8 protein-coding genes are annotated in these 11,969 nt (G+C 46.7%); 2 read left to right on the top strand and 6 right to left on the bottom strand.

Going from position 1 to position 11,969, the window contains the following annotated elements:
- Positions 1-132 precede the first annotated feature (132 nt).
- Complete coding sequence (locus tag HMPREF9624_RS08655) at positions 133-1,611, top strand: 4Fe-4S dicluster domain-containing protein (protein ID WP_009428393.1); 1,479 nt, start codon at positions 133-135, stop codon at positions 1,609-1,611.
- 204 nt (positions 1,612-1,815) lie between these two features.
- Here the strand turns inward: HMPREF9624_RS08655 and HMPREF9624_RS08660 are convergent, their stop codons facing one another.
- Positions 1,816-3,222, bottom strand: a complete 1,407-nt coding sequence (locus tag HMPREF9624_RS08660; protein ID WP_009537427.1) for an APC family permease — start codon at positions 3,220-3,222, stop codon at positions 1,816-1,818.
- A gap of 350 nt (positions 3,223-3,572) precedes the next feature.
- On the opposite strand from HMPREF9624_RS08660, the gene ucpA reads away from it, so the two are divergent.
- The gene (gene ucpA, locus HMPREF9624_RS08665) at positions 3,573-4,370 is read left to right on the top strand and encodes an SDR family oxidoreductase UcpA (RefSeq protein ID WP_009429448.1); all 798 of its coding nucleotides are present in this window, start codon (positions 3,573-3,575) and stop codon (positions 4,368-4,370) included.
- An 88-nt stretch (positions 4,371-4,458) separates the two neighbouring features.
- Here the strand turns inward: ucpA and HMPREF9624_RS08670 are convergent, their stop codons facing one another.
- The 5 genes from HMPREF9624_RS08670 to HMPREF9624_RS08685 form a co-directional block, all read right to left on the bottom strand.
- Entirely contained in the window at positions 4,459-5,871 is a 1,413-nt protein-coding gene (locus HMPREF9624_RS08670; protein ID WP_242822640.1) for a hypothetical protein, read from the bottom strand.
- Complete coding sequence (locus HMPREF9624_RS11785) at positions 5,861-5,998, bottom strand: hypothetical protein (protein WP_154646767.1); 138 nt, start codon at positions 5,996-5,998, stop codon at positions 5,861-5,863. Before HMPREF9624_RS11785 ends, HMPREF9624_RS08670 begins: the two co-directional genes overlap by 11 nt.
- Positions 5,999-6,073: 75 nt before the next feature.
- Positions 6,074-7,273 (bottom strand): TolC family protein, encoded by a 1,200-nt coding sequence (locus tag HMPREF9624_RS08675; RefSeq protein WP_009537429.1) that lies wholly within the window; start codon positions 7,271-7,273, stop codon positions 6,074-6,076.
- Positions 7,274-7,443: 170 nt separating this feature from the next.
- Positions 7,444-10,500: an efflux RND transporter permease subunit gene (locus HMPREF9624_RS08680; RefSeq protein ID WP_009537430.1), complete on the bottom strand. Its 3,057-nt coding sequence runs from the start codon at positions 10,498-10,500 to the stop codon at positions 7,444-7,446.
- 6 nt (positions 10,501-10,506) lie between these two features.
- On the bottom strand, positions 10,507-11,694 hold the full coding sequence (locus tag HMPREF9624_RS08685) for an efflux RND transporter periplasmic adaptor subunit (protein WP_009537431.1): 1,188 nt from the start codon (positions 11,692-11,694) through the stop codon (positions 10,507-10,509).
- Between the last annotated feature and the right edge of the window lie 275 nt (positions 11,695-11,969).

Below are 11,969 nucleotides of genomic sequence, written 5' to 3' on the forward strand. Positions count from 1 at the left end.
TTTTCTTCAAAATAAGCATTTTAAGAAAAAGAACACTGCTTTTCCGCCAATATGCTATACTACCACCGAGCATCGGGGATGAAAGCGTGAAATAACCCGAAAAAAGAGTCTGGTTTAATAAGGAGAAAAACTATGATTACCAATGATAAGGGAGTAATTCCCTTAAAACACCGGGTCATTGAAGGCCTTGCTAGGCTTGCCTGGAAAAATGATGTAAACGAAGAAAGTAAGGAACGTTTGGTTCGGGAACTCTCCCCCGGTCCCAAAGCCGTCTTTCGTTGCTGTGTCTATAAGGAGAGAGAAATTCTGCGCAGAAGAATACGCCTTGCCTGTAACGAAGATGCCAATCCCTGCCGAAAGAGCAGTAACATCATTCAAGTAATTGATCCCGCTTGTGAAGAGTGCCCCATCTCTTCCTATTCCGTAACGGACAACTGCCGTCTTTGTCTTGGAAAAGCTTGTCAGAACAGCTGCCATTTCGGAGCCATTACCATGACGGACCAGCGGGCCCACATCGATCCCATGAAGTGTAAGGAATGCGGAATGTGTGCTTCCGCCTGCCCCTATAGTGCGATTGCACACCTGACCCGTCCCTGTAAAAAACCCTGTCCGGTAAATGCCATTACCTACAATGAAAACGGACTCTGCGTCATCGATGATGAACGTTGCATCCGTTGCGGGCAATGTGTGCACTCCTGCCCCTTCGGCGCTATTTCCACAAAAACAAATGTCCTCGATGTCATTTCCGCCATTCAGTCCGATAAAGAGGTCTATGCCATGTGTGCCCCGGCAACGGAGGGACAGTTCGGAAAGGATATTTCCATGTCGGCCATTCGAACGGCATTAAAAAAACTGGGCTTTAACGACATGGTAGAAGTGGGACTCGGTGGGGATATGACGGCCGCTTACGAAGCGCTCGAATGGTCCGAGGCAAGAAAAGAAGGGAAGAAAATGACCACTTCCTGCTGTCCCGCCTTTATCCATCTTTTGCAAAAACACTTTCCGGAGCAATACAAAGAAAATATGTCGGAAACGCTTTCTCCCATGGCAGCCGTTTCCCGTTACTTAAAAGCCATTCACCCGGGCTGCATTACCGTTTTCATCGGTCCTTGTATGGCCAAGAAATCCGAATCCCAGGAAATGGGTATCGAAGGGAATGCGGATTACGTGCTCTCCTTCGGGGAATTTACCTCCCTCCTTCGTTCAAAGGATATCAGCCTGGAACCGGAAGTACAGCCTTACCAGGAGGCCTCGCTCTGGGGTAAAAACTTTGCCGGCTCCGGCGGCGTTGCGAATGCCGTTATGGAGTGCATGCGGGAGCGGGGAGAAGACACCACCGATATCAAGCTTCGTGCCTGCTCGGGCGGAAAGGAATGCGTCACGGCGCTTACCCTCCTGAAAATCGGAAAGCTCCCGGAAGACTTTATCGAGGGCATGGCCTGTGAAGGCGGCTGCGTAGGCGGTCCTTCCAAGCATAAGGCGGAAAATGAGATCAAAAAGTCCAGAGACAGCCTGTTAGGAGAAGCCGATACCAGAAAAGTGCTCGACAACCTGAAAAACTACCCGATGGATCAGTTTAGCATGATGAGAACAAAGAAAATAGCGGAATAAATGAGCGTTTAAGCACTATACAAGATTTCTGAGGAGTTCTAAATCATTCTTTTTCTGCAATACTCCCGACAGACAAAATCCCCCTGAGCGGAACTTAAGAATTCTTAAGCCTGTTCAGGGGGATTTGATTCTTAACAAGTGCAGGCGAGGCCTGAGACATCTTGTTCACAATGAGTATCGTGCGCAAAGCATACGGTATCTCGTTTAATATTTTTTCTCTCCGTCAGGGGTTTCTATAACCACCTTGGACTTCTTCCAACGTACCAGTACCATGTAGAGCCAAAGGAGAACTCCCACTCCCAGATATACACCAAAGGACATCCAAGATCCGATTCCCTGTCCCAGTGTACAGAAAAAGGCAATGAGGAGCATGATAATCATCGCAAGATAGGTAAAGAAATTACCATGCTTTAAGGCATTCGGACTCTTCCAACTCGGGTATTTATGTCTGATTCTGGCTGCCGAAACCATCGTGAGTGCATAGGCACAAGCACAACCGAAGGACATCAAGTTAAAGAAATCGTTCATAAAGGTTGTCGCGTTCATCAGCAAAATAAAAATCAGGCTGATTGCCAGCAAGAAAATATTCGGGAGTATCGGTTGCTTATGTTTGTTGAGCTTCTTGAAAGCTGCCGGAAGAAAATTCTTTTCCGACATGGAATAAAGCATTCTGACGGTAGACATCCAAAATCCCATAATAGAGGCACCAAGTCCCATAAATACGGAGAAAAATCCGTAAAGAACGGGCCATACCGTCCAGCCGAGTGTTCTCTGCATATTGGTAATGGTCAGGAAACCGTCTTTCGCCGTGCCTTCGGTGAGGTTTTGGAAGGAATCCAGTCCCGCTACACAGAAGTAGAAGAAAACATAAATCAGTCCGCAGGTGATGACCGACCCGCAAATTGCCTTCTTTGTATCCTTAATCGGGAAATCTCCCTCTTCCACCATCTGCGGAACGGTCTCAAAACCGAAATAAGGCGTAATAAGAAGTGCCATACCGATAATCCAACCCGGAATGCCGAGAGACGGACTGATGGTCGTTTTCAGTAAACCGTCCGTGATATTGGAAAAGCTCCAATGTCCGGAGAACAAAATCAAAATACCGGTAATTAAGGTGGAAACAATATTTACAAACAGGCATAAGGCCTGCGCCTTAACCAAAACATTCACATCCTGTAGGGATAAAAGGAAAACCAGCACCAAAATGCAAACGCCAATCAGCATAATGGCATTAAACCCCAAAACAAGGCCGAAAGTACGACTCACCCAAGTGGCTATCGCCATAACCACAGCCGGAGGAACCGCAATCCAAGCCGCCATAATAAGCCAGGATGCAAAAAATCCGACATGCTTATTCATTCCGACAGTGTTGTAAATCAACTCACCGCCGGAGGTGTGGAATAAAGGTGCCAGTTCCGAATAGACCAAGGCTGTCGGTAAAATTGCCAAGGTCATCAGACCGAAAGCAAGCCAGGTTCCCGATCCGCAATAGCCGAAAAATACGGAATCCCAATAGCTTACCCATGTGAAAATGGAACCGGTCGCAACAGTGTAGACAAAAATCAGTTGTAAGCTTTTTTGTAAGCCGCTATCTTTTTTTTCTTCTGACATACCGCCCCTCTTTTCTAAGACGAACGAATCTCTACTTGCAAGGCTTGGAACGCTTCATACTCTGAATATTCTGACTCGTTAAGCATAAACTCGTGCAAGAAGAACTTCTCCGTCTGAATCAAAAAACGACAATTCTGTATAGCTCCACTCGCTAATATTGTATTACAGTCCTTTAAATAGTCAATAATTTAACAATATCTCAAATTTATCTTTATGATAAATTCTGTTTTCTATTTTTAAGTCATTACTTTGCTGTTTTTTGTGAATTTTTTCTCAATAGTGCTAGAATATAAGAAGTAGTTCCACTCAAGTATTCTGTTGACAACATGCATTGGATTATGGAGGGAATCATGAAGAAATTAGAAGGAAAAGTCGCATTAATTACCGGTGCAGCGGTTGGTTTGGGTGAGGGAATCAGTACCGTTTATGCCAATTACGGTGCTAAACTCATTATGGTTGATTTGGATCCCAATGTGGAGAAAACCGCAGAGAGATTAAGAAAAGAGTACAATGCGGAGATTATTACCGTGGTAGCCAATGTTGCTCATAAAGAGGAAATGATTGCTGCCGTAAAGAAAGGAATCGAAGCTTTCGGAGAGATTAACGTTGCCTGCTGCAACGCCGGAGTTTGCCGTTTAGCTCCCTTTGAAGAGTTTACGGACGAAATGCGTGACTTCCATATCGATGTAAATATTAAGGGTGTATGGAATACCTGTCAGGCTGTTATTCCGGAGATGTTAAAAGAGGGAAAGGGAAGCATCGTGATTGCCTCCTCCGTTACCGGTGACATCGTAGCCGATGCAGGAGAAGCCGCTTATGCAATGACAAAGGCCGCCTTAGTCGGTCTTACGAAGTGCCTTGCCGTAGAATATGCAAACCGCAACATTCGTGTCAATTGTTCACAGCTCGGTTATGCTCGTACCCCCATGGTAGAGAAAATGGCAGTCGAGTCCAATCCGGAAGATCCCGAATCCGCAATCCAGAGCATTGCAGTAGGCGTTCCCATGAAGCGTCTTGCAAAGCCGACCGAGGTTGGTGAGCTCTTTGCTTTCTTAGGCAGCGATGAATCCAGTTACTTAACCGGATCACAGGTTGTCATCGACGGCGGATCCACCTTACCGGAAACCATGTCTATCGGAACCAACTAAAGTATGACAGTCGAAAAGAGATGTCGGAAATGCACCGACATCTCTTTTTAGTTAAAGTATTTCTCCCTTGTCCGATTCCAAAAGCAAACTAGTCCAAACTGATAATCCCTTTATTTACCGCTTCTTCGTAACGGAAAACCGCCTGATTATATTCCAGTCTAGCTTCTTCATAGCTGTTCTCGGAGGAAAGGGCATCCAGCTCCATTCCTTCCGCATCCACTCTTCCGATGAGTCCCTTCTCCTGCATACGGAGCGCTCTTTCCTTCTTTAAATTGGCAAGCGTCGCAGTGCTTTCCGCCTGCTTTAAGGAAAGAGACTTTGTCTCGATATTTTCCCATAGCGCTTTTAAGCTGCTCCGAATACTCTCCGCTTTTTCCGCCTGCTTTTGCTTCTTCTCGGTCCAGCCTGTAATATTCTTCTCTTTTTCCCGAAGAATTTCCCCATACTCGCCATTTCGTACCAGAACCGCCTGATAGTCCGTTTCCTGATTTCGACCGTTTAAGAAATCTCTCGGAAAATCCGGAATGGGATCGATGGTAATGTTTTGATAGGTATTCATGTGCCAGCCAAGGCTTAAGCCGATATTTCTCTTCATCGTATCTAAGCCGTTCCTGAGCTTCTTTAAATCCGACTCGGCGCTCTTTAAGGAAAGCTCTGCTGCCGTCACATCATTTGCCGTAGCCTTTCCGAGGCTCATTTCCTTTTTCACCTTTTCCAGGCTCCGATTCATAAGGCTTACTCGTTTTTCCAATAAGTTTTCGGTATTTTTCGTCTGCGCATAACTGAAGAGAAGGTTTTGCATGGCATCCGAAAGAACGGCTTTCCCGGTTATAAACTGAGACCGAACGGCTTTTTCGGCCTTCTTTTCCGCCTTCGTCATCTCTTTATCCGTCTTAGAAAGCTCCGTAAGTGCCGCATTTGCTTCTACCAAGCTGCTGTCCAGCCCCGGAAGAATCCTCTTACTGTTCTTTACCTTTTCCAACTTGCTGATTTCTTTCGTAAGCGCTTCTTTTACCGTCTTATCTTCCGTGTTGTCTCGCTCATCCTTCAAGGCATTAATATTTTCCGAAAGAGCATCCAGAATGTCTTCCCTCTGCTCCTTCACCGCATCCTTTACTCCATGAATTCCCTTGGTGCTCTCCGAAAGGATATCCTTTTCCATCTCCGCTATACTGCTGTAGTGCTCAACAAGCTCGGGCACTTCATAAAAAGAAATGCGGTTATCCTCCAAATCCCAAGTCGGATTGCTTCCTGCTGAATTTGTCGCACTTGCATTCGTAGTTTCCGCACTTGTCGTACCTGCATTCGCATTTTCCGCACTTGTCGTGCCTGCATTCGCAGTTTCCGCACTTGTCGCGCCTGCATTCGTATTTTCCGCTAAAGAAGGAAAGGCGGAAAGGCAGAACAGGACTGCACAAAAAAGAGCCGCAGCCTTTCTCTTCCTACTTCCTTCCTTCTCGCCATATTTCGAATCCCTGTTCCCATTAATTCTATACAACAATTTTCTCTCCCACTTTGTATAATTCACTACCATAGGCAATGCCTTTTTTGTGTTCCACATACCATAAGGCAATTCCTTTTTTTGTGTTCCACATTCCATAGGCAATGCCTTTTTTTGTGTTCCACATACCATAAGGCAATTCCCAGTCTGCAAAGCAAGCCTTAGCTTGTACAAACTGCCTTTTTCTCCTCTTGCCAAAGCGCTAGTCCGCCGTGCAAAGACCGTTTACGCCTGCCTGATAGTCCAGATATTCTTCCGTAAGCTTTAAATCCGCCTGCCTCTTCTCAAGGCTTGCTATGGTATAGGCATTCTTCGCCTTATTTCTTGCCTTAACGCTTGCGGACCCGAGTTTCAGTCCGCGCTCCGCCTTCTCATAGGCCTTCTTCGCGTTTTCTTCCTGTAATATGGCCTGCGACTGTGCATCCAGAGCTTCTTTTAAGCTTTGATAGCGGGAAAGCAGATCCGACTGAATCTTTTCTTTTTGATTCTCGATCGTTCGGGACAGACTCTCGCGATTCGCTTCTCCCTCGGAGAGATTCAACTTTCTTGTACTGATCTGCAGACTCAAGTTATTGTCCAGAGCCTTCTTTGTGTCCTCGGAAAGGGAAATCTGTTCAACACTTTCCCTCGTCGTCTCCGGAATACTTGGAAAAACAGGATTGGCATCGGCTTTCCAACCGAGACTGACTTGCAAAAGCTCGGAAGTCTTCTTGATACTTCCGTCATCGCTCGCAAGCTGAAGCTCTGCCTGATCTGCTGCGGTCTTCGCCGTAAGAACGTCTATCTCCGTGGCCTGCCCGATTGCCTTCTTCCGCTCCGCCGTTTCTTTTTCGCTTTTTCTGTCTTCGAGATTCACTGCATCAATCTCTTTTTGTAAAATCGTATTTTCCCGACTGATAAAGGACTTCTTCACCGTTTCCACAGTATTCTTTTCCGTCTGCTCGATGGAAAGCTTCGCCAGCTCCCGATCACTGTTTTGTGCTACGGAATCCGCAGAAAAGTTACTGCTGTTACTCTGATACTGCATCTCTGCAAGAGCTTCCGCCACTGCATTTCCATTTGCTGCCGCCATAGCCTTCTCATAAGCATCTTCCACTTGAGCCCGAGCCGCTTCCACATCCACATTGTAGCTGCCCCTTCTTTCACTGTCCCGGAAGTTAATCCAGAGAGAAGAAACGGTCGGATTATACTCATGCACTAAATCCGCTATTTCCTCCCAGGAAATCGTATTGTCCCGAAGACTCGCCCATTCCTCCGGACTTCTCTCCCTCTCATAGGAAGTCTGCATCGGTGCCGTATCCACATTCTCCGAAAAACCGTATCGCCCGGCAGCAAAAGTCGGCGTAAATGCCAAACTTGCAATCATGCAGGAAATCGGTAAAACCAAAGCCTTTTTCTTCATCTTCTCCTCCAATAAATCTATCTTATCGGCATGCCATTAAAGACGCCTCATAATGAACTTTCTTTCGCTTTCCAAATATAGCACAGCTACCCGGGAAGTTCTTTACAATTCTCTAGCAATACTATGAATATTTGCTGTTTAAGAAAAACACGACGTGAAAATTCTATAGACTATGCGATAGAATTCTTTTTCCCGTACATAATGCGGTAATACACTGGAAGCAGGAGGAGCGCAAGCAGAGTGGACGCGGTAAGTCCCCCTACATCCACGAGCGCGAGCCCCTGCATGAGCTTTCCGTTTTCTCCTATTGCCATAGCCATCGGCACCATGGAAAGGACTGTCGTAAGTGTTGTCATGAGGATTGGACGGAGTCTGGTTGCTCCAGACTCGATAATCGCCCTGTCCAAAGGCATGTCTTCCCTGTACTGGTTCACCGTGTCCACATAGAGAATCCCGTTATTTACCACCGTTCCCACCAGCATGAGAAAGCCGAGGAGGGAGGTCATGGAAATGGTCGCATCGAAAAGCCAGAGTAATCCGAAAGAACCAATCATGGCAAAGGGCACCGTAGTCATGACCATGAAACTGAAACGCAGGGATTCAAATTGTCCTGCCATCACAACAAAGACGAGGAACACGGCAATGGCAATCGCGCGGAAGAGGTCCGTGAACTCTTCCCGCATATTTTTTGTTCTCAAGCTTTCCGAAAGTGCAATATCCCTTCCCAGATGCGATTCCACAAGCCGGTCCACTTCTTCTTTCGTTTCCTTGTTCGCTTTTTCTGTATAGTTTGCCCGAATCGTCACCACGTACTTCTTGTCTTCTCGTATTATCGTTGCCGGAGAATCGCTAAAGTCCACCGTCGCCACGCTGTCTAAGGCTACCGCAGCTCCGCGGGGCGTGGAAAAACGAATATTTTTTATTTTCTCCAGAGTATCGAAACGATCCTTCGGGTACTCCACCCGAACATCCGCCTTTTCTCCGTCCAGGTCGATCTTCATCACCGTCTTTCCACCCAAAATCGAGTTCAAGCTTTGTCCGAAGGCAATCGGACTCAGTCCCTCGGCTGCCGCCTTAATCGGGTCCACCTTTACAAGAAGACGCGGTGCGGCATTTTCCAGACTGGAATGAATACCGGTAAGGCTCTCCATCTTCTGCATCTCCGAAACAAGAGCATCGCTTTTTTCTTTCAGGCTCTGTAAATCCGCTCCCTTCAGGATGACTTCATAGCCTTCGCTCATCTTCACATCTTCATCACTGGCCCCAAAATTCGCATCGCTCACGGATTTCACCGTAATCACTTCATCGGGTCTTTTTTCCAGGAGCTTTTGCCAGGCCTTCGCCTTTTCCTTTGTGGACACGGACCGCTTCTTCTTTAAATAAGCAGTGACCGTACTGCTGCTGTCTCCCCCGTAAAGAGCCTGAAAGCCGGTTCCTCCGCCGGACAGAGTCGTATAGCGGTCCACATCGGGATCCTTCGCCACCATGGCTTCAATCTCCCGCATGGCCTTGTCTCTTTCTTCCAAATCCAGTCCCGGCTTTTGCAGAACGGAAATCTGCACGGTGGCACTGTCTATATCCGGCATCAGCTCCGAACGAATCTTCGTTGCCAAAAACAGAGAGAAAAGAAGAATCAGAAAAGTCCCAAGTACCACCGCTTTCTTGTGCCTTAAGAAGCGTCCGATAAGTGTCCGGTAGCTATTCTGCAGGCTTCGCACCGCCTTGTATGCCGGAGCCTTCTCATTCTCCTTCGGCTTATACAGCGTGAAACAGAGCGGGACAATAGTGATTGCGGAAAGGAGAGAGGCGAGCATACAGAAAACGATGGTAAAGCCGAGCGGTTTAAAATATTGACCCGCAATGCCTTTTAAGAAGCCCAGCGGGAGAAAAACCACACAGGTGGTGAGGGTGGAGCCGAAGACCGAGGCGCCCACTACCCGTACTGCATCGATTGCCGCGTCTCTCCTCGACCGTCTTTCGTCCTGAGCCTCGTCCATTGCGCGGAAAGAAGCTTCCAGTACTACAATGGAATTATCCACCATCATGCCAACGCCAAGCACCAGAGCGGAAAGGGTAAGCATATTCATGCTGTACCCCATGGCATACATGAAAACAATCGCCCCAAGTATGGCTATCGGAATGGAAGAGCCTACGATGAGAGAAGCCTTTACATCTCCGAAGAAGAAGAAAATGATAGCCATGGAAATCACCACCGCCATAATCATCGTCTGGAAGACGCTGGAAAGAGAAGATTTGATACTGTCCGCATTGTCCTGGATAATATGAACGGATAAATTCGGGTTTTGCGCCTCCAAATCCTTGATTGTCTCCTTAACGTCCCTGCTCATGCCAATATCGGACTCTGTCTGGGTCTTACTCAGGCTGAGACCGATTGTATCTTCTCCGTTATATCTTCCGATGCTGCTCTTCTCTTCCAAGCTTTCCGATACTGTTGCAAGGTCCCGTAAATACAGGGTATTTCCCGTTCCGGTGAGAAGCGGTAAATTTTTCAGCTTTTCTATCGTGGAATAGTCCTCCGAAACGCTGAGACTGAGCTTTTGCTTTCCATAATAAGTACTCCCGGCAGGATAAGTAAAATCGGAAGCCTTAATCATTTGGATAATATTTTCCATCGTCAAATGATACTGGGCAAGTTTTTCCTCGGAAAGTTCCACACGGACATACTCCGCCTGTCCTCCGGAAAGAGAAACCGAAGCGACCGAAGACAGCTTCTCCATCTCCGGCTCAATATTGTTTTTTACATAGTTATAAAGATTCCCCTTGGTTTTATCCGAAACGGCAAGAACCATCCCCGCCTGCGCATTAATATCAAATTCGGTGTAGCTCGGCGCCTCCGCGTCACTCGGGAGATCCGCCTTCAAGACGTCCAGCTTCTTCTTCAGCTTGTCATAGGCACGGTCCATATTGGTGCCGTAACGATAACGAACAATGACCATGGAAACATTTTCCAGAGAACGGGACTGCACCTCCTCCACATCGGACAGGAGGGAAACCTCTTCCTCTATAGGCTTCGAAACCAGTTCATCAATGTCCTCGGGGGAGGCCCCGGGATAAACGGTTGACACAATCATATAAGGAAAGTTCATGTCGGGGAGCAGTTCCATTTTCATGGTCGTAAAGGCGATAAAGCCGAAAAACAAGAGGGACAGCACCGCCAAAAAAGTGGATACCGGGCGGCGCAAAATCAATTTTGTGATAGCAATCATCTGCTTCTACCCCTTTTCTTCTTTTGCGGATTCCTCCGGAGCAGACTCTTCTTTTACAGAATTCTCTTCCGGGGATTCCTCCGGAGCGGACTTTTCTTTTGCAGAATCCTTTACAGACTCATCCTTTTTATCCTGCAGTCTGACCTTGGCCCCGTCAAACATCTCGTTGTTCCAGGAAGAAACCACCTTGTCCTCTTCGCTTAGTCCGGAAAGAATCTCTGCGCTCTCCTCACCGCTCAGGCCAAGTTCCACCTTCTTTTTTCGGAGCAAGCCTTCGTTTCCGTCTGTCCCTTCAAAAACATAAACATAGGCTTCACCGTTTTCATAGTAAAGCACATTCAGCGGCAAAATATTCACGCTACTTCTCCTGTCCTTCGTAAGACTAATCTTCGCTTTTGAGCCCTCCGGAAAATCAGTATTTTCCACCTCCGCTTTCACCGGAAAGAGGCCGGTCTCCGGAAGCAGTACCGAAGAAATCTCCGTGATGGTTCCGGGATAGCTTTCCTTTCCTTTTTCGAGCATAATGCTCTGTCCGACGGAGAGATTTTTCACAAGCTCTTCCGTCGCGGAAAAGAGAACTTGCTGTGTCCCGGCCCCCATCAAAGTGGCAAGCTGTGTCCCCTGGGGAATAAAAGCCCCTTTAACGAGAATACTGTTTTGTAAAATACCGTCCGACGGAGCAGTAATTTCGGAAAACTCCACTTGAGTATCGTAATTCAGCTTTGCCTCCTTAACTTGTGCTTCCGCAGCCTTTGCCTGCGCATCCGCCGCTTCAAAATCCTGGACGGAAATATCTCCCGATTCCTTAAGTGTTGCCAGTCTGTCCCGACTGTCACGTGTGACCTGTGCCTGTGCCTTTGCCTGCTCTAAACTGTACTTTGCGGCATCAATCTGTTTCTGATTATCCAAAAGGGCAATCCTTTCCCCTTTTTTCACTTCGCTTCCGTTTTCCTTGTCAATTTCCAGAACCTCTCCGGATATTTTACTGAGTAAACGGAACTGCTCTTTCGCGGAAATCTCTCCGAGGAGCTCCTCCTTTACCGCTATGTCTCCCTTCTCCATGGAAATGCAGGTAACTGTCGGAAGAGCCTTCCCCTCCACTTCTTCCTTCGGCTTCATGATTCGACGAACAATGAAAAAAGACAGCACCAATAAAACTATCAGAATAGCGATTGCTTTTAGCCCTTTTTGCATGGTTTTCCTCCCTTATCTCTACCTATATAAAGGTCTGTACAGATGGTAGCACAATTTAAAACGACTATCCATAAAGATAGGATAGTTTTTGTCTCTATTTTCCGCTGTTTTTTTATTTTTTAAGAAAGCACCTGCACAGCTTACGGCTACTCCGATTTATGAATAAAAAATTTTCCGACAATATTTTTATTCTATAGGATGAAAACAAAAAAATTTTATATTTTAAGAAATCCTTACGTCAAATCTTGATAATTTTGGACAAAATAAACATAAAT

This window comes from Oribacterium asaccharolyticum ACB7, assembly GCF_000238075.1.
Taxonomy (GTDB): Bacteria; Bacillota; Clostridia; order Lachnospirales; family Lachnospiraceae; genus Oribacterium; species Oribacterium asaccharolyticum.